This window comes from Noviherbaspirillum aerium (assembly GCF_008929045.1).
Taxonomy (GTDB): Bacteria; Pseudomonadota; Gammaproteobacteria; order Burkholderiales; family Burkholderiaceae_D; genus Noviherbaspirillum; species Noviherbaspirillum aerium.
This window is the reverse complement of sequence record NZ_VFAH01000013.1, coordinates 1-19,068: the sequence shown is the minus strand read 5'-3', so window position 1 is coordinate 19,068 and position 19,068 is coordinate 1. Positions and strand designations below refer to the sequence as shown.

14 protein-coding genes and 1 pseudogene are annotated in these 19,068 nt (G+C 60.5%); 9 read left to right on the top strand and 6 right to left on the bottom strand.

Features of this window, described 5'->3' with window-relative positions:
• Positions 1 to 47: 47 nt before the first annotated feature.
• From FH061_RS18080 to FH061_RS18055, 6 genes are all read right to left on the bottom strand, one after another.
• Positions 48 to 1,577 carry a PAS domain-containing sensor histidine kinase gene (locus FH061_RS18080; protein WP_192805125.1) on the bottom strand — a complete coding sequence of 510 codons (1,530 nt, stop codon included), beginning with the start codon at positions 1,575 to 1,577 and terminating at the stop codon, positions 48 to 50.
• Between the two features lie 262 nt (positions 1,578 to 1,839).
• Positions 1,840 to 2,535, bottom strand: coding sequence for an outer membrane lipoprotein (locus FH061_RS18075; RefSeq protein ID WP_151637237.1), 696 nt, complete (start codon positions 2,533 to 2,535; stop codon positions 1,840 to 1,842).
• A gap of 286 nt (positions 2,536 to 2,821) precedes the next feature.
• The gene (gene lysS / locus FH061_RS18070; protein WP_151637236.1) at positions 2,822 to 4,348 is read right to left on the bottom strand and encodes a lysine--tRNA ligase; all 1,527 of its coding nucleotides are present in this window, start codon (positions 4,346 to 4,348) and stop codon (positions 2,822 to 2,824) included.
• A 51-nt stretch (positions 4,349 to 4,399) separates the two neighbouring features.
• Positions 4,400 to 5,504, bottom strand: a protein-coding gene (prfB, locus tag FH061_RS18065) for a peptide chain release factor 2 (protein WP_151637235.1) whose coding sequence is annotated in 2 segments (ribosomal slippage) — positions 4,400 to 5,422 and positions 5,424 to 5,504 — 1,104 coding nt in all. Because the reading frame shifts where the segments join, the coding sequence is not laid out codon by codon here.
• Positions 5,505 to 5,659: 155 nt separating this feature from the next.
• The gene (gene recJ, locus FH061_RS18060; RefSeq protein WP_151637234.1) at positions 5,660 to 7,354 is read right to left on the bottom strand and encodes a single-stranded-DNA-specific exonuclease RecJ; all 1,695 of its coding nucleotides are present in this window, start codon (positions 7,352 to 7,354) and stop codon (positions 5,660 to 5,662) included.
• Positions 7,351 to 8,487, bottom strand: coding sequence for a hypothetical protein (locus FH061_RS18055; RefSeq protein ID WP_225984720.1), 1,137 nt, complete (start codon positions 8,485 to 8,487; stop codon positions 7,351 to 7,353). The genes recJ and FH061_RS18055 overlap by 4 nt, the downstream gene beginning before the upstream one ends.
• Before the next feature lie 68 nt (positions 8,488 to 8,555).
• Here FH061_RS18055 and FH061_RS18050 point away from each other — a divergent pair, with 68 nt between their 5' ends.
• The 9 genes and pseudogenes from FH061_RS18050 to eno form a co-directional block, all read left to right on the top strand.
• Positions 8,556 to 9,821 carry a lipoprotein-releasing ABC transporter permease subunit gene (locus FH061_RS18050; RefSeq protein ID WP_151637233.1) on the top strand — a complete coding sequence of 422 codons (1,266 nt, stop codon included), beginning with the start codon at positions 8,556 to 8,558 and terminating at the stop codon, positions 9,819 to 9,821.
• A gap of 16 nt (positions 9,822 to 9,837) precedes the next feature.
• Positions 9,838 to 10,524: a lipoprotein-releasing ABC transporter ATP-binding protein LolD gene (lolD, locus tag FH061_RS18045; RefSeq protein WP_192805124.1), complete on the top strand. Its 687-nt coding sequence runs from the start codon at positions 9,838 to 9,840 to the stop codon at positions 10,522 to 10,524.
• Positions 10,514 to 11,311, top strand: a complete 798-nt coding sequence (locus tag FH061_RS18040; protein WP_151637231.1) for a TatD family hydrolase — start codon at positions 10,514 to 10,516, stop codon at positions 11,309 to 11,311. The genes lolD and FH061_RS18040 overlap by 11 nt, the downstream gene beginning before the upstream one ends.
• A 5-nt stretch (positions 11,312 to 11,316) precedes the next feature.
• Complete coding sequence (locus FH061_RS18035; RefSeq protein WP_151637230.1) at positions 11,317 to 13,818, top strand: DNA internalization-related competence protein ComEC/Rec2; 2,502 nt, start codon at positions 11,317 to 11,319, stop codon at positions 13,816 to 13,818.
• 120 nt (positions 13,819 to 13,938) lie between these two features.
• Positions 13,939 to 14,742, top strand: coding sequence for an alpha/beta fold hydrolase (locus FH061_RS18030; RefSeq protein WP_151637229.1), 804 nt, complete (start codon positions 13,939 to 13,941; stop codon positions 14,740 to 14,742).
• An 8-nt stretch (positions 14,743 to 14,750) separates the two neighbouring features.
• Entirely contained in the window at positions 14,751 to 15,692 is a 942-nt protein-coding gene (locus tag FH061_RS18025; protein WP_225984719.1) for a lipid A deacylase LpxR family protein, read from the top strand.
• Between the two features lie 159 nt (positions 15,693 to 15,851).
• Positions 15,852 to 17,513 (top strand): CTP synthase, encoded by a 1,662-nt coding sequence (locus FH061_RS18020; RefSeq protein ID WP_151637228.1) that lies wholly within the window; start codon positions 15,852 to 15,854, stop codon positions 17,511 to 17,513.
• Complete coding sequence (kdsA, locus tag FH061_RS18015) at positions 17,510 to 18,364, top strand: 3-deoxy-8-phosphooctulonate synthase (protein WP_151637227.1); 855 nt, start codon at positions 17,510 to 17,512, stop codon at positions 18,362 to 18,364. The genes FH061_RS18020 and kdsA overlap by 4 nt, the downstream gene beginning before the upstream one ends.
• Positions 18,365 to 18,731: 367 nt before the next feature.
• A pseudogene (gene eno, locus FH061_RS18010) lies at positions 18,732 to 19,068 on the top strand (phosphopyruvate hydratase); the annotation flags it as partial.

Genomic DNA, 19,068 nt, shown 5'->3' with positions numbered 1-19,068 from the left:
CTTTTCCTCACCGCAGTTATCGAACAGCCTCTGGCTGGCGATAAGGATCAGACCGCATTGAGCGGCAGCGACACCACAAGGGTGGTGCCGCTATCCGGCTTGCTGTCAATTTCCAGCTCGCCGCCAAGCGCATTGATTCGCTCTTCAATGCCGACAAGGCCGAAGGAATTGGCCCTTCTCCTGCAGTCCGGGTAAATGCCAATGCCGTTATCGGCAATTCGCATGATCAATTGCCCGGCCTCCTTGTACAGCTCGATCTCGACCTGGCTCGCCTGCGCATGCCGGATCACGTTGTTCAATGATTCCTGCAGGATGCGGAACAGCGCAGTGGCTCGATTGTCGTCGAGGCTGATATCGTCTTCCATAGCCAGTTCGCAAGCAATGCCGCTGCGCCGCTGGAAGTCCTGAACCTGCCACTCGATTGCCGCCGTCAAGCCAAGATCCAATACGGTTGGGCGCAGGTTATTGATGGCTGCGCGTACGGCTTTCATGGTGGCATCGATATGATTGAGCGCGATGGTGACACGTTCATTCAATTTCGGATGCGCGGAGCCGGTACGGGTGTGCAGCATGGAGACATCGATCCGCAATGCCAGCAGATTCTGTCCTAGATCATCGTGGATTTCACGCGCAATCCGTTTGCGCTCATCCTCCCGTACGCGCTCCTGATAGGACACCAGGTGCCGCAGCATCTGCCGCGAATGCCTGAGCTGTTCTTCCGCCTTCTTGCGTTCGGTGATGTCGGTGCAGCTGCCGATATAGCCAAGGAATCTTCCTGACGGGGAGGTGCGCGAGACTCCGTGTGCCAGCATGTAGTGATGATGACCGTCGCGGTTTCGCAGCCGATACTCCACCGTGAACGGCCGGCGCTCTTCAAATGCGGCAGCCTGCTCCGCAAGGCAGGACTTCAGGTCCTCCACATGGATGCCTTCGGTCCAGCCATATCCCAGTTCCTGTTCCAGCGGGCGGCCGGTAAAATCCAGCCACATTTTGTTGAACCAGACATACTGCTGATCCGGACCGGTAATCCAGATGAGCACTGGCGCGGAATCGGCCATCAAGCGAAATCTTTCTTCGCTTTCTATCAGGGCCAACTCAGCCTGCTTGCGTTCGCTGATGTCGCACAGCACGATGCGGCACGCTTTTCCTTCAACGTCGGCATTGGCTTCCACATGGGCAAAGAACGGTTTTTTATCCACATCGAGAAATGTGAGTTCGCAGGTCGTCTTTGTCGTGCTTTGAGTCACCTGCCGCAAGAAGTCCTGGAAGACCGCATGCATATCCAGACAAACAAAGTCGATCAGATTTCTACCCCGAAGCGTGTCGCGTGAAATGCCGAACAGGCCTGCGCCAGTGAGGTTGACTTCCTGAATGAGTCCGTTCTGCGTGGTCAAGAAGTAGCCGACCGGAGCGAAGTCGTACAAGTCGGCAAAGGGGGTTTTTCGCCAGTCAGCCCGCTTCTCGCCGAGGTAGGGGAAAGGTGCGTCGGCCATCCGGCCGAGCGCCTTCGCCTCCGTGATGTAACGGTCGATACTGCCGCTGTCCGACGATTTCGGTCTATCGGTTCGCCTCCGCATCAGCGGTGCTTGCATGGGATGTTTGTCGTTGCCGTGTTCCACAAGCAGTTTTCTCCGCAAGTTGAAAAGCAAATGGAAATGCAAAAAAGACAAGTATGCTGCCGCGTGGACCCAATGACAAGTGTTCAGGCTTCAAGTCGCGAGCTTGCCCCCTGCAGGCGGAGTCAATCTTTCGCCACTTGACTTCCCGCAACTGCCGGCACGGTTGAAAAAACTCGTTCGGCCAGCATGTTGGGAATAGTAATGCTGCGGTCCATGCTGCTTACGTACGGGCGACCAGTTGTCCATTGACTACGCGGACGCGGTCTCCAGAGGACCATGCCGGCTGCTGGGTGAATGGGAACGTGCGTACAGCACCGTTTTCCATGCGAACCCTGACCTGGTAAGTCGTTGTTGCCCGTGTGCGTTTCTCTACTTCATTGCCGGCGTATCCTCCGCCAACCGCACCTGCGACTGTTGCAATCTTCCGGCCGCTCCCGTCGCCAATCTGATTGCCCAGCACGCCGCCAAGCACCGCGCCCGCCACCATGCCAACTCCGCTGGCTTGCGCGGGTTGCTGTATCGCCTGAATGGATTCGACCTGCCCGCAGCTTTTGCAAACGGCGGGTGCCTGTGCGACGGAAGGAGACTGTTGGTGGGCTTGAGTGCGCTGTGCCTTGGTCTGCGGGGAAGGCGGGGCCTCATTGCGCTCAAGTCTGTCGCGCGTACTCGTCTGGGAAGGCGCGCTGGCTACCGGCTCAGGAGCAGGAGCGCGTTCCACCAATGCTGCCGGCGATGTTGCCGCTGCTGCTGCGCCAATGGAATTACCCACATTGCCTGATGCGATGGCGCTTGTGCTGTGGGAATTGGGAATCATCCCCGTAATGGCTGCTACGCCGGTCAGGCTTACCAACATGACGGAAATTGCTGCACCTGCAACCAGCGGGTGAATGCGGTTTGGTGTCTTGATGTTTTCCATGCTGTCCTCCTTTGAAAGTCGCTGTCATTGTCTTCGCCTATGAATGCTGATGGCGTCAATGGCAGCTTTGATTCATTATCGGAGTTGGGTCTCGGAAATAAAACACAAGTAGTGTGTAAGCTGTAATGCTTTGTAACCCGTTTGCGCAGGATCAGATTGGAACGGGGGTGACGATATCGTCGAAGCGGAAGGGTAGGGAAGGGACGGAAAAGAGCGGAGTGATTTCGTCCGCTCCCTGCAGGCAGGTTGCTTGCCCGCCCCGCGACCCGGCGGGACAGACAGCTGCTCAGTCTTCCTTGCGCAGATGCGGAAAAAGAATGACGTCGCGAATGTTCGGAGAGTCGGTAATCAGCATCATGAGGCGATCGATGCCGATACCGCAACCACCGGTAGGGGGCATGCCGTATTCGAGCGCGCGAATATAGTCGGCGTCGTAATACATGGCTTCTTCGTCTCCGGCATCCTTCGCCGCGACCTGCGCCTGGAAACGCGCCGCCTGGTCTTCCGGATCGTTCAATTCCGAAAAGCCGTTGGCGATTTCGCGGCCGGTAATGAAGAGTTCGAAACGTTCGGTGATGCCGGGCACGGTATCGGAGGCGCGGGCAAGCGGCGAGACCTCCACCGGGTAATCGATGATGTAGGTCGGTTCCCACAATTGCGATTCCGCCGTTTCCTCGAAGAGGGCAAGCTGCAATGCGCCCAAGCCGGCGTTTGCGAACGGCTCCACGCCGAACTTCTTGAGTTCGGACTTGAGAAAGCCGGCGTCCTGAAGCTGTTCGTTCGTGTAGTGCGGTGCAAACTTGTTGATGGCTCCGACAATCGTCATGCGATGGAAAGGCTTGCCCAGGTCAAGCTCTTTGCCCTGGTAGGTAAGCTGGGCCGTGCCATGCGCATCGATCGCCGCCTGGCGGATGACGGCTTCGGTGAAGTCCATCAGCCATTTGTAATCCACATAGGCCGCGTAGAACTCCATCATGGTGAACTCGGGGTTGTGCCTTGGCGACACGCCTTCGTTACGGAAATTGCGATTGACTTCGAACACGCGTTCGAAGCCGCCGACCACCAGGCGCTTCAGGTAAAGCTCGGGAGCGATGCGCAGGAACATCTGCATGTCGAGCGCATTGTGGTGGGTGACGAAGGGCTTTGCCGCGGCGCCGCCCGGAATGGGGTGCAGCATCGGCGTTTCGACTTCCATGAAGCCGTGACTGTCCATGAAGCGGCGGATGGACGACATGGCGGCAGTGCGGGCCTTGAAGGTGCGGCGCGTTTCCTCGCTGGTAATGAGATCGACATAGCGCTGGCGATATTTCGTCTCCTGGTCGGACAGTCCGTGAAACTTGTCCGGCAGCGGACGCAGCGATTTTGTCAGCAGGCGCAGTGCCGTCACCTTGACGGACAATTCGCCGGTCTTGGTCTTGAATAATGTGCCTTCAGCGCCGAGCAGGTCGCCCAGATCGTAATGCTTGAATGCCGTGTGCGCGGCTTCGCCGGCATTGTCATTGGTGATATAGAGCTGGATGCGGCCTTCCGCATGGCGGCCCGAGCCGTCCTGGATAGTTGCGAACGAAGCCTTGCCCATGACGCGCTTGAGCATCATGCGCCCGGCGACGCGAACCGTTACCGGACTGGCATCCAGCTGTTCATTGGCCAGTTCGCCGTATTGCGCATGCAGGTCGGCAGCCTTGTGCTCCGGACGGAAATCGTTCGGGAAGGCAATGCCCTGTTCCCGCAGGGCGGCCAGCTTGGCGCGGCGCTCGGCGATGATGGAATTCTCATCCTGTACCGGCGCGGCGTTTTCGATTTGATTAGTCATTTGATGTTTGCGTGATTGGGCAGATGGCTTGGTGCAGGCACGGGCGCGGAATCAGACACCCTGTTTCAGGGAGGCGGCGATGAAATCGTCCAGGTCTCCATCGAGCACGGCCTTGGTGTTGCCGACCTCATGGTTGGTGCGCAGATCCTTGATGCGTGACTGATCCAGTACGTAGGAACGAATCTGGTGGCCCCAGCCGATATCGGTCTTGGCGTCTTCCATTTTCTGCTGCTCGCTCATGCGCTTTCGCAATTCGAGTTCGTACAGGCGGGACTTCAGCATGGCCCAGGCTTCGGCGCGGTTGCGATGCTGGCTGCGGTCGTTCTGGCACTGCACGACAATGCCGGAAGGCCCGTGCGTCAGGCGCACCGCGGAGTCGGTCTTGTTGATGTGCTGGCCGCCCGCACCGGAGGCGCGGAAGGTATCGGTGCGTACATCCGCCGGATTGATGTCGATCTCGATCGATTCATCGACTTCCGGATAGACGAAGACGCTGGAGAACGAGGTGTGGCGTCCGTTGGCGGAATCGAACGGCGACTTGCGCACGAGGCGGTGCACGCCGCTTTCGGTACGCAGGAAGCCGTAGGCGTATTCGCCTTCGACCTTGATGGTCGCGGTCTTGATGCCGGCGACTTCGCCTTCCGACTCTTCAAGAATCTCGGTCTTGAAACCCTTGCGTTCGCAATAGCGCAGATACTGGCGCAGCAGCATCGATGCCCAATCCTGGGCTTCCGTGCCGCCGGCGCCTGCCTGAATATCGATGAAGCAATTGTTGGGGTCCATCGGATTGGAAAACATCCGGCGGAATTCCATGCCTTCAACGAGTTTGCGCAGTTCGTCGGCATCCTGTTCGATGGCTTGCAGGGTATCCTCGTCCTGCTCTTCCCGCGCCATCTCGAACAGATCGCGCGCATCCGCGAGATCGGCATCGATCTTGGTCAGGCTGAGGACGATGGCCTCAAGCGATTTCTTTTCCCGACCGAGGTCCTGGGCGCGCTTGGGATCGTTCCAGACGCTCGGATCTTCGAGTTCGGCGTTGACTTGTTCGAGTTTCTCCGACTTCACATCGAAGTCAAAGATACCTCCGAAGTTCTGCTGCGCGGCCAGACAGGTCCGCAAGCAGCGAGGAGAGGGAATTTAGGCGTTCGGCTTCCATGGCAGTATCTCTTGCAATCAAACCTTACATTATACCCGAGGGGTAAGCGGTTCAATGCAAACCCGGCCGGATTTTCGGCTGTACAGGGACGATTGCGGCCTCTCGGCGGCATGAAGCGGCACGTGGCCGCGGCGCTTGACTGACCGCTTGCGGGTTCAGGCGGGCTGAGCATGCTCCACCAGCAATTGCACCCTGGTTGCGCCATTGAATTCATTTGCATCGAGCCGATAGGCGACAAGCACACGTTCGGGCAAGTCGTCGGTCCGGCCGAACCAGATGGCGTCATAGCGTCTTCCGCTTTTCTCCAGCGTCAGCTTCAGGTGTTTTTCCTTCAGGATACGCTGGCTGATGATGCGGAACTCGTCGCAAAAAACCGGCGGTGCGAAACCCTGGCCCCAGACCTGGCCGTCAATGAGCTCGATGAACTGGGGGGTGAAATAAGCTTCTTCCAGCGGCCCGTCGGTTTCGATGATGCGCTCCAGCTGATGCTCCGTCAGCCAGTCGCGTCCGACGGTTTCGAAGGCGCGGGAGAAGGCGTCGAAGGCTTCGGCCGGGATGGTCAGGCCCGCTGCCATGGCATGCCCGCCGAATTTCTGGATCAGGCTGGGCGCTTGCTTGGATACAAGATCGAGCGCGTCGCGCAGATGGAAGCCCGCGATCGAGCGGCCGGAGCCCTTGATCAGGCCTTCGCCTCCTGGAGCAAAGGTGATGGTGGGCCGGTAGAACTTGTCTTTGAGGCGCGAGGCGACGATGCCGATCACGCCCTGGTGCCAGGATTCGTCGAATACGCTAATCGTCGTGCTGCTGGCCGGCTCGAAGGTGTCGAGCAGGCTCAGGGCGGTATCCTGCATTCCGGCTTCGATGTCTCGCCGCTCCCGGTTGATGCTGTCGAGCTGCTGTGCAATGGCCCATGCCCGGCCTTCGTCATCGGTGGTCAGGCATTCGATGCCGAGCGACATGTCGGCCAGGCGGCCGGCGGCATTCAGGCGCGGGCCGAGGGCGAAGCCGAGGTCGAAAGGCGTGGCGCGCCGCGCTTCCCGTCCAGCCGCGCGGAACAGTGCGGCGATGCCTGCATGCATGCGCCCGGCGCGCATGCGCTTGAGGCCCTGGGCGACCAGGATGCGGTTGTTTGCGTCGAGCTTGACCACGTCGGCCACGGTGCCAAGCGCCACCAGGTCCAGCAGGCTGTCGAGCTTGGGCTGCGTCTGCGCATCGAACAGCCCGCGCTTGCGCATTTCCGCGCGCAGGGCAAGCAATACATAGAACATCACGCCGACGCCTGCCAGATTCTTGCTCGGAAAACCGCAGGAAGGCTGGTTCGGATTCACGATCACGCGCGCGTCGGGTAACCTGTCTCCCGGCAGGTGGTGATCGGTCACGACGACATCAATTCCGCGCCGCTTGGCTTCTTCAACGCCGTCGATGCTCGCAATGCCATTGTCGACGGTGATGATGACGTCGGGAGATTTCTCCCGGATGGCGAGTTCGACGATCTCCGGCGTCAGGCCGTAGCCGTATTCGAAACGGTTCGGCACGATGTAGTCGATGCGGGCGCCGAGGGCGCGCAGGCCGCGCAGCGCGACGGCGCACGCGGTTGCGCCGTCGCAGTCATAGTCGGCGACCACCACCATCTTCTTTCCGGCGGCGATGGTATCAGCCAGATAACTCGCCGCCGCATCGATGTGCAGCAGTCCGGAAGGCGTGATAAGGGAGGCGAGCTCGCTTGACAACTCGCGCGCGTCGACCAGGCCGCGGGCTGCGTACAGCCGCGCAAGCACGGGATGCACGCCTTGCTGATGCAGCATTTCGGCGTGGCGGAAGGAATAATTGCGGGCGGCGATGCGGGTCATGTGCTCAAAGAGGCAAGATTGGGTTTGACCCAGAATTTTCGCAGCGACGACCGGGATGCGGTACAGCGGAAAAGGCGGGAGTCATTGGTAAGAATCGGTGTCAGCGCATCCATTTTTCCGGATTTGAGTCGTTCATGCAATGGCGCGAACCAGTCTTTTTCCAGTCGGTTGAAGGCAGCTATCCATTCTGCCCAGTCATTCGACAGCGCCGGTCCCACGAGGTCGTCGAGCGCAAGCAGGGCCGGGCCGCTTTCCGCTGCGGCCAGCTCAGCGACGGAATTCGCCTTCAAGTGCCGGGGCGATGACGCTGCCACGGCGGCCATCCAGCCATTCAGGTTGAATACGGCGCCGTAAGGCGATGTGCCTGCGGGCATTGCCGCATTCGAGCCGCCCCACAGCCAAAGGGAATTGACGGGCTTGAGGCCTCGCTCTTCCCGCTCGTCGTTGAAAGCTTGCTGAAACCAGTGCATCTGCACTTCGTTTTGCACTTTGCGCCACTCGCGTTCGCCGGGGCCGCGCGGCATCCAGATGTCGATATTGTGTCCGCCAGCGGCGTCCGGAGAGGAGGTGGCGAGTTCCGCCCAGTCGTCGGAACGGAGCAGCCAGGTGCTTTCATTGCAAAATCGCAAATCCCGGCCACTTTCCTCGAACAAGGGTTTTGCGATTTCAAACAGGTGGCGGGATTCCGTTTCCGTTAGCATTAACTGGCGCGGATCGGTCAGGACGAGATGGTCGCGCGCGATGTGGATGTAAACCGGCTGAATGACAAACCAGAAGCCGGAATCGACCGCTGTACTTGCTATATCTGCTATACCTGCTGCACCCGTCGAGCGAAGCAGTTGCGCTCCCACCGGAGGGCTGCCGCTGCGTTCGAGCTGCGCCAGAAGACCGAAGCGGCGGACCATCCAGGTTTCGTGCGGAAGTGCGCGCGCGAAGTCGTCGAAGCGCTCATGCCGGTTCGCGGCAGGTTCGGATTTCGAGCGGGAGAGAAGAGTGGCGAGGGCGGGGGCGTCGACCTCCCGGAGCAGATCGGCGGCGAGTTCGGCCGGCGGCAAGGCGAAGGGGATCAGGATATCGAGATGACTCATGTCGCGATTGTATGGCAAACTGCGCACTTCATCGGATGTTGCCATTCCATCTACATCGATCTGTAAAATCCGCCACCGGCGGACAATGTGCAACTTCTCACAGGGAGTAGTTTTTGAGTATCGTCAAGAATCTGCCGTTCGAATGGCTGGTCGGCCTGCGCTATACGCGGGCCGGGCGCCGCAGCGGCCGCAACAGTTTTATCTCTTTTATCTCGCTGATTTCCATGGCGGGCATCGCGCTGGGCGTCGCGGCTCTCATCGTGGTCCTGTCGGTGATGAACGGTTTTCAGAAGGAAGTGCGTGACCGCATGCTGTCGGTGCTGTCGCATATCGAAGTCTATGATGCCACCGGCAGCCTGCCGGACTGGCAGGTGACGGCAAAGGAAGCCATGCAGGTCGCCGAAGTGAAGGGTTCGGCTCCTTACGTCGCCGCGCAGGCCATGATGACGCGTGACGATACCGTGCGCGGCGTCATTATCCGGGGCGTGCTGCCGCAGGAAGAACCGAAGGTGTCGGACGTCGCCTCGCAGGTGAAAAGCGGCAGCTTCGAAAACCTGCGCCCGGGGGAATTCAACATCGTCCTCGGACGCGAGCTTGCGCGCGGCCTGCATGTCAATGTCGGCGACAAGGTCACCATGATTGCCCCGCAAGGGCAGATTACGCCGGCGGGCGTGCTGCCGCGTCTCAAGCAGTTCACCGTGGGAGGCATCTTCGAGGCCGGGCATCACGAGTACGATTCCGGGCTGGCTTTCATCCATATCGACGATGCAATGCGCATGTTCAAGCTCGAAGCGCCTTCCGGGCTTCGTCTGCGCGTTGAAGACATGCAGCGCGCTCCGGAAGTGGCGCTGACGCTTTCCAAGGTCCTTAACGGCAATCTGTACATCCTCGACTGGTCCAAGCAGAACCGGACCTGGTTTGCGGCGGTGCAGACGGAAAAACGCATGATGTTCATCATTCTGACGCTGATCATCGCGGTCGCCGCGTTCAACCTGGTCTCCACGCTGGTCATGACGGTGACGGACAAGCAGGCCGATATTGCGATCCTGCGCACGCTCGGCGCTTCGCCGGCATCCATCCTGAAGATATTCATGATCCAGGGCGCGATGGTCGGCCTGCTGGGAACGGCCATCGGGGTGGGCCTGGGCGTGCTGGTGGCGCTCAATATCGACGTCATCGTGCCATTTATCGAACGCCTGCTCGGCGTCCAGTTCCTGTCGAAGGAAATCTATCTGATCACCGAATTGCCGTCGGATCTGCGCTGGCCCGATGTCTGGACCATTGGCGGGGTTGCGGTGGTGCTCGCCTTCGTTGCCACGCTGTATCCGAGCTGGCGCGCGGCCAATGTGCGTCCGGCCGAAGCGCTGCGTTACGAATGAGGTGAGGACAATGAATATGGATCAAACAGTATTGTCGTGCCGCGGCCTGTCCAAGACCTACACCCAAGGAAAATATTCGGTGAGCGTGCTGAAGGACATCGATTTCAGCGTGTCGAAAGGAGAGCGTGTCGCGATTGTTGGCGCGTCCGGCTCGGGCAAGTCCACGCTGCTGCATCTGCTTGGCGGACTCGACACGCCGAGCAGCGGCAACGTTACCTTGCTCGGCAAGGATTTCGCCGGCATGAGCGAAAGCGCGCGCGGCGCGGTCCGCAATTCCTCGCTTGGCTTCGTCTATCAATTCCATCATCTGCTGCCCGAGTTCTCCGCGCTCGATAATGTCGGCATGCCGCTCATGATTCGGCGCACCTCCCGCGCAGATGCCCATGAGGCGGCGCAGAAAGTGCTTGCGCGTGTCGGCTTGGCCGCACGGGTCTCGCATGTGCCGGGGGAACTTTCCGGCGGCGAACGGCAGCGCGTGGCCCTGGCGCGTGCGCTGGTCACCCAGCCCGCCTGTGTGCTGGCGGACGAACCGACGGGCAACCTCGACCGCGCGACGGCCCACAATACATTCGACCTCATGCTGGAATTGTCGCGCACGCTCGGCACCGCCTTCGTCATCGTCACGCATGACATCGAACTCGCGCGCCACTGCGACCGCGTACTGCGCTTGTCGGAAGACGGCTTGCATCCTTATGTGGATTGACACCCACTGCCATCTTGACGCGGCCGAGTTCGCCGGCGATGCCGCAGGCATCGCGTCCAGGGCCGGCCAGCGTGGCGTATCGATGATTGTCATTCCCGCGATTGCCGTCGACAACTTCGATACGGTACGCAGGCTTGCCACCGCAAATGTGAATTGCAGCTATGCGCTGGGCATTCATCCGATCTTCGTGCCGCAGGCGCAGGAAAGCGATCTTCTTCAGCTGCGCAAGACGGTCGAGGCAGCTATGGATGATGCTCGCCTGGTGGCGATCGGCGAGATCGGACTGGACTTCTTCATTCCGCAATTGACCCAGAGCCCGCTGCGTGAAAAGCAGGAACATTTCTATAGCGAGCAGCTGAAAATCGCGCGCGACTTCGACCTCCCGGTTCTGCTCCACGTCCGGCGCTCGCAGGACATGATACTCAAGTACCTGCGGCGCATTACCGTTCGCGGCGGCATCGCCCACGCCTTCAACGGCAGCTTCCAGCAGGCGGAAGAGTTCATCCGGCGCGGCTTCAAGCTCGGCTTCGGCGGAGCGATGACCTTCACCCGTGCGCTGCAGATACGCAGGCTCGCCGCCGATCTTCCGGAAGAGTCGCTGGTGCTCGAAACCGATGCGCCCGACATCTCGCCGGCCTGGCTGCATCCGGAGCGCAATAGTCCGGAGCAGCTGCCCGCGATCGGCACGGTGCTGGCGGAGCTGCGCGGCGTGGATGAGCGGCATATCGCCGGCGTCACCAGCCGCAATGCGCATGCTGTCCTGCCCAGGCTGGCCGGCATCGCCTGACCTGCATGCGCAGTACCCTGATCGGTTTCGCCGCGGGCGCTGCGGTATTGCAGCATCAGGCGTCGCTGCCCCTGACGCAATGGCTCGTCCTGGCACTCGCGGCCGCCATTGTCGTTCTCGCGTTTGCAGACAGGCGTATGCATACCGCATGGCGCTGCGTGCTGATGGCTGTGTCCGGCATGGTGATGGGATTCGCCTGGGCCGGTATTCTGGCGCAGCATTACCTTGATGACGAACTCTCAAAGGATTGGGAAGGCCGGGATGTCGCCGTGGTCGGCACGATCGACAGCCTGCCTTACGCATTTGCGCAGGGCGTCCGTTTCAACCTGGCGGTCGAACGGGTAGTGCAGCCCGACGCTGCGGCGGCTGCCGTGCCGAAACGCCTGGCACTGTCCTGGTATTCGGCACAGGTCAGGGATGACCTAGCGCAGGCAACGGCGCCGAAGCCGGGAGAGCGCTGGCAACTCAATGTCCGCCTGCGGCGGCCGCATGGCAATGCGAACCCGCATGGCTTCGATTACGAAGCCTGGCTGCTGGAACAGGGCATACGTGCCACCGGCTATGTCAGGGCGGACGCGAAGTCCTCTCTCAAGAATCAGCGGCTCGATGGTTTCGTGCCGGGTGTCGGCAATGCCATCGAGCGTTGCCGGGGATGGCTGCGCTCGCGTATCGAAACAGCGCTCGTCGGCAAGGAATATGCAGGCGTCGTCGTCGCGCTCGTTATCGGCGATCAGCGCGCGGTAAGCCAGGATGACTGGCAGGTATTCAATCGCACCGGCATCGGCCATCTGATCTCGATCTCCGGCTTGCATATCACCATGATTTCCGGCCTGGTGGCCGCGCTGTTCTCGGCGCTCTGGCGACGCTCGTTTTTCATTGGAACGCGTCTGCCCCTGCTTCTTCCGGCGCAGAAGGCGGCGGCACTGGCGGGACTGGGGGCGGCCTTGCTGTATGTGATGCTGGCCGGATTCGGCGTGCCTGCGCAGCGTACCCTTTATATGCTCGCGGTCGTGGCGCTGGCGCTGTGGTCCGGACGCATCACAGATGTGTCGCATGTGCTGTGCATGGCCCTGGGGGTGGTCGTGCTGCTCGATCCCTGGGCGGTATTGTGGCCCGGTTTCTGGTTGTCGTTCAGTGCCGTCGCCATTCTCTTGTTCGCGGGCAGCGGACGGACCGTATCTGCATCTGAAGCATCCGCCAGTATCCAGCGCAGCCTGCCGACGAAGCTGAAGACGGCCAGCCATCTGCAGTATGTCGTGACCATCGGGCTGGTGCCGTTCACCTTGCTGCTGTTCGGCCAGATTTCCCTGGTAAGTCCTGTTGCCAACGCGCTTGCGATCCCTTTGGTCAGTTTCGTCATCACGCCGCTGTCGCTGCTGGGTGCCATCGTGCCCGCGCTGCCCGGGGACTGGATGCTGATCGCAGCGCATGCCTTCATCTCCTGGCTTGCCGGGTTTCTGACTTGGCTCAGCGCATTTTCGTTTGCGGTATGGAGCACGCCCGCGCCGCCGTGGTGGGCTTTTGCCATCGCGCTTGCCGGCACGCTCTGGCTGCTGGCGCCGCGAGGATGGCCGCTGCGCTGGATGGGCGCGATATGCCTGCTCCCGGTGCTGCTTGCCGTGCCGACGCGGCCTCGGGACGGGCAGGTATGGCTGACTGCATTCGATGTCGGCCAGGGCACGGCGGTGCTGGTCGAAACGTCCCGTCACCGGATGCTGTATGACACCGGGCCGGCATATTCGGCCGAATCCGACAGCGGCAACCGGGTGATCCTTCCCTATCTTGCCGGCCGCGGCATCCGCAGCCTCGACATGATGATGGTCTCGCACAGCGACACCGACCACTCCGGTGGCGCCATGTCCATCCTCGATGAAATCGATGTCGCCGACGTGTCGTCTTCGCTGCCGCTAGAGCATCCCATCGTGCTGCGGTCCAGGCATCACCGGCGATGCGAGGAAGGGCATTCATGGACCTGGGACGGTATCCGGTTCGAACTGCTGCATCCCGGCGCCGCCAGCTATGCATTCAGCAAGCTCAAGCCGAATGCCCGCAGCTGCACGCTCAGGATCAGCACCGGCGGTCGCGCGGCGCTTCTGCCGGGCGATATCGAGGCGGCCCAGGAACTTGCACTGGTCAGGCATGATCCGGAACGCCTGCGCGCGTCTATCCTGCTGGCGCCGCATCATGGCAGCGGTACATCCTCGACGCCGCAGTTCCTCGCCGCTGTCAATCCCGAGCTGGCCTTGTTCCAGGTGGGTTACCGCAACCGCTACCGCCATCCCAAAGCCGAGATCTATGACCGCTATGGAGAACTGGGCATACGACGCTTGCGCAGCGACGAATCCGGCGCTGTCACGATCGTGATGGATGAACGCATCCAGGTGAGGGAATACCGCCGCGAACGCGCCCGTTATTGGCAGGACACGCCGGCCGCGGCTCCTGCGGACATCAAGGCGGGAGCAATGAGCGGGACAGTGAAGGGAAAGGCGGAGGCTGAACCTGACTGAGATATTCGAATTACAATCCTATTCTTTGTGAATGCTCTTTTGGCGGACGTTTCCATCTTGCGATGACAGGTCGAGACTTGAGCGGCCCAGCACACCGACCTTGCGACATTAAGCTTTTCAATGAAAAAACCCATCCTGCATTTCGCGCACGCAAACAGCTACCCGGCAGGTACCTATCGCGTCTTCTTCGAGCATCTGCAGCAGCACTATGCGGTCGAGGCGCTCGACATGCATGCCCATAATCCGGCATATCCCGTCACCAATGGCTGGCCCGCTCTGGTGGAAGAGCTGATCGACGAACTCCTGTCGCGCTATAGCGAACCGGTCATCCTGGTCGGTCATTCGCTGGGCGGCATGCTGAGCCTGATGGCGGCCAAGGCGCGGCCGGATCTGGTGCGTTGCGTCGTGTTGCTGGATTCTCCGGTTGTTGCCGGATGGCGAGCAATGCTGCTTCGAGTTGCGAAAAAAATCGGCGCCGACAGGAAATTCTCCCCCGCGAGATTTTCCGAGAAACGGCGCAACCACTGGCCCGATGCGGATGCCGCCTACGAGCACTATGCCTCCAAACCGATGTTCGCCGCATGGCCCGAATCCGTATTGCGCGACTATATTGCGCACGGCATCAGGCCGCATGCGGACGGCGGCGTTACGCTCAAGTTCACGCGCGAAACCGAAACGGCGGTCTATCGCAGCCTGCCTCATCATCTCGGGCGTCTGGTCCGGCGCGGCTTTCCCGTACCGGTGGGCTTCATCGGCGGAAAGGACTCGGTTGAATGCCGGCAAGCCGGCCTGCAGGCAACGCGCCGCCTGGTGGGTCGGCATTTTCGCCAGCTCCCCGGCGGCCACCTGTTTCCCATGGAATCTCCGGCGCTTGCCGCAGGCGCCTTGCATGACATGATCAGATCCCTTCTTCACTCATCCTGAAAACAACTATGCACACCCGGCACATCAGGCAATTTATCGGAATGGCAGGAATTGTTATGACCGGCTTTGCCGAGGCAGGCACCATGTCGACGTTTCTCGATGATTTCCGCAAGGCTCGGGAGGAGGGGCGGACCTCGCATGTCGTCGGCATCGACAATGACACCTTGCTGCTGAACCGCGACGACGGCTTCTATACGAGCGGCATGAGCTATGGCCAAGCATCGACCCTGCGCGGAACGGATGGCGCCGTGACATACGGCTGGCGCGTCGCGCAGGAGTTGTATACCGCCTCGGACATCAAGTTGCCGCCTGCTCAGATCGGGCCTCCCGACCATCCCTATGCAGGCTGGCTGTATGGCGGCATTTTCAAGGAAAGCCACCGTAACGACGGGACTTCCATGCGCTACGGCCTGGACCTAGGATGTCTCGGTCCATGCGCGGGCGGACGCTGGACCCAGACCAATTTCCACCGGGTGATCGACCAGCCGCTACCCCAGGGCTGGTCGAGGCAAGTCAGAAATGAGATTGGTGTCGTTTTGCATGGTGAAATTACGCCTGTGCGCTGGCGGGCCGGCAATGCTTTCGACCTGGCGCCATCGGTGCAAGGGCGTATCGGCAATATTTACACCGACCTGGGTGTCGGCCTGACGGCACGGGCCGGAAGCCTGAACCTGCTGCCGCAGCAGCCGGCGTTCTATGGATTCCTGCGAGCCGAGGCGCGCGCGGTTGGCTACAACGCCACCCTGCAGGGCGGACTTTTCTCGAAAAACAATTCCCATACCGTCGATCCCAAGCGCGTCGTCGGAGAGATCGAAGCCGGAGTCGTCTGGACGGGACAGAACTTCGGCGCCAGGCTGGGTCTGGTCCGTCGGAGTAATGAAATCCGTGATTTGCCGGATGCCGAAGGAGCGCAAAACTTTTTGCGCCTGCAATTCTCTTATACCCCATGACATTGCCGCGGGCGCAATTGCCGCGCCCGCGGCAATGTCATGGCAGTGACCAATCGCGCCCGGTCCGGAAACACAAAATCCGGTAAACAAAAGGATGGCAAAACCGGATTGGGGTATAATTTGAATTTCCCGCACGTGCCGTTCGGCACATCTCCAGCAATGACCAAGTTTGTATTCGTTACTGGCGGCGTTGTCTCATCCCTCGGTAAAGGGATTGCAGCCGCATCTCTCGCTGCGATCCTCGAATCGCGCGGCCTCAAAGTCACCCTGATCAAGCTCGATCCCTATATCAACGTCGACCCCGGAACGATGAGCCCGTTCCAGCATGGCGAAGTATTCGTCACGGACGACGGCGCAGAGACCGATCTTGATCTTGGCCACTATGAGCGTTTCATCACCGCGAAGATGAAGAAGCTCAACAACTTCACCACCGGCCAGATCTATGAATCCGTGATCCGCAAGGAACGCCGCGGCGAGTATCTGGGCAAGACGGTGCAGGTGATTCCGCATATCACCAATGAAATCCAGGACTACATCCATCGCGGTTCGGAAGGCTTTGATGTGGCGCTCGTGGAAATCGGCGGCACCGTCGGCGACATCGAATCGCTGCCGTTCCTCGAGGCCGCCCGCCAGCTGAGCCTGCGCGCCGGCCGCAATGCGGCGGCATTCGTGCATCTGACGCTGGTTCCCTATATCGCCTCCGCCGGCGAGCTCAAGACCAAGCCGACGCAGCACAGCGTGCAGAAGCTGCGCGAGATCGGCATCTCGCCCGATGCGCTGCTGTGCCGCGCCGACCGCCGCATTCCGGATGACGAGCGTTCCAAGATTTCCCTGTTCTCCAATGTGCAGGAAGACGCGGTCATCTCGGTCTGGGATGCGGACACCATCTACAAGATTCCGCAGATGCTGCATGACCAGGGCCTCGATCGCATCGTTTGCGAAAAGCTTGCTCTCGATCCGAAGCCGGCCGATCTCTCCGTGTGGAACAAGCTGGTCTTTGCGCTCGAGCACCCGAAGGCGGAAGTGACCATCGGCATGGTCGGCAAGTACGTTGATCTCACCGAGTCGTACAAGTCCCTGACCGAGGCATTGCGCCATGCCGGCATTCATACCGAAAGCCGCGTCAACATCGAGTACATCGACTCGGAAGAAATCGAGGAGCGCGGCACCGCCGCCCTGGAAAAATACGATGCCATCCTGGTGCCCGGCGGCTTCGGCAAGCGCGGCGTCGAAGGCAAGATCGCGGCGGCCCGCTATGCGCGCGAGAGCAAGGTGCCTTACCTCGGCATCTGCCTCGGCATGCAGGTGGCCCTCATCGAATTCGCCCGCAACAAGGCCGGTCTCGCCAATTCGAACTCGACGGAATTCGATCCGAATACCGATCATCCCGTCGTGGCCCTGATCACCGAATGGCAGAACCATGACGGCAAGGTCGAGAAGCGCGATGCCAACTCCGACCTCGGTGGCACCATGCGGCTCGGCGCGCAGACCTGCGCGGTCAAGCCCAATACCATTGCCGCTGAAATTTATGGCAACGAAGTGACCGAACGCCATCGCCATCGCTACGAAGCCAACAATCATTACCTTGGCCGAGTGGAAGAGGCCGGTCTGGTGGTGTCTGCCCGTACGCCGACGGAAAATCTGTGCGAGATCATGGAATTGCCGCGCAACGGCGAAAATGCGCATCCCTGGTATGTCGGCGTTCAGTATCACCCGGAGTTCAAGTCCACTCCGCGTGACGGTCATCCCCTGTTCATCTCTTTTATCAAGGCGGCGCTGGCGCGCAAGCAGGCGGCAGCGGCCCAAAGGAAGGCAGCATGAAGCTGTGTGGATTCGAGGTCGGCCTGGACCGGCCTTTCTTTCTGATTGCCGGTCCGTGCGTGATCGAGTCGGAGCAGATGGCGATGGATACTTCCGGTCGCTTGAAGGAGTTGACGGCCGAACTCGGTATTCCCTTCATCTACAAGTCCTCGTTCGACAAGGCAAACCGGTCTTCGGGCACATCGTTCCGTGGGCTGGGCATGGAAAAGGGCCTGGAAATTCTGGCGCAGGTGAAGCGCCAGATCGGCGTTCCGGTGCTGACCGATATTCATGAAATCGATGAAATCAAGCCTGTGTCCGAAGTGGTCGATGTCCTGCAGACACCGGCCTTTCTTTGCCGCCAGACGGATTTCATTCGCGCCTGCGCGCAATCGGGCAAGCCGGTCAATATCAAGAAGGGCCAGTTTCTCGCACCCGGCGACATGAAGAATGTTATCGACAAGGCACGTGCCGCCGCCAAGGAAGCGGGTCTGTTGGAAGACAATTTCATGGCGTGTGAACGAGGCGTTTCCTTCGGTTACAACAACCTCGTTTCCGACATGCGCTCCTTGGCGATCATGCGCGAAACGGGTTGCCCGGTCGTCTTCGATGCCACGCATTCGGTACAGCTGCCCGGCGGCCAGGGCACATCGTCGGGTGGCCAGCGCGAATTCGTTCCGGTGCTTGCACGCGCCGCAGTCGCCACCGGCATCTCGGGCCTGTTCATGGAAACCCATCCGAATCCGGCGGAAGCCAAGTCCGATGGTCCGAACGCCGTGCCGCTGGCCCGAATGAAAGATCTGTTATCCACACTGGTGGAACTGGACCGCGTGGTCAAGAAGGCTGGCTTCATCGAAACCGATTTTTCTTGATCGGAATTTGCGATTTGCCCGGGCGTTGCGCGTCCATCCATGAATAATGCTGCTATCCCGGAAATTTCTCCGGGCCGCGGAAGCTGCAAGGCATTCCGCGGTTGCCGGCCTTGCCGATAGCCGCTCCTGCGCTGTCCGCATGCAGCAAACGCGCAGAATGTCAGCAACATGCCGTTCATCACCCGCGCAGACCGCCGGCAGACATCGGGCTGCATAGGACTGCGTTACCTATGGGGCAATCCAGTGCTGCCATGTCGGTGCGGACGCGGGTCGGGCGCGGACCATGCTACATGCCAAATGCCAGGTGCAGTATGAGAAGGCGCGCAAGCCGCGCCCTTACGAGTTTTCTTTGATTTGGGAGAATAGAATGAGTGCCATCGTAGATATCATCGGCCGTGAAGTGATCGATTCGCGCGGCAACCCCACCGTCGAGTGCGACGTGCTGCTGGAATCCGGCGTCATGGGCCGTGCGGCCGTGCCGTCGGGCGCATCCACCGGCTCCCGCGAAGCGATCGAACTGCGCGACGGCGACAAGAGCCGTTACTTCGGCAAGGGCGTGCTCAAGGCCTGCGAAAACATCAATACCGAAATCTCCGAAGCCATCATGGGCCTCGACGCCAATGAGCAGGCTTTCCTGGACCGCACCCTGATCGATCTCGACGGCACCGAAAACAAGGCCCGTCTCGGCGCCAATGCGACACTGG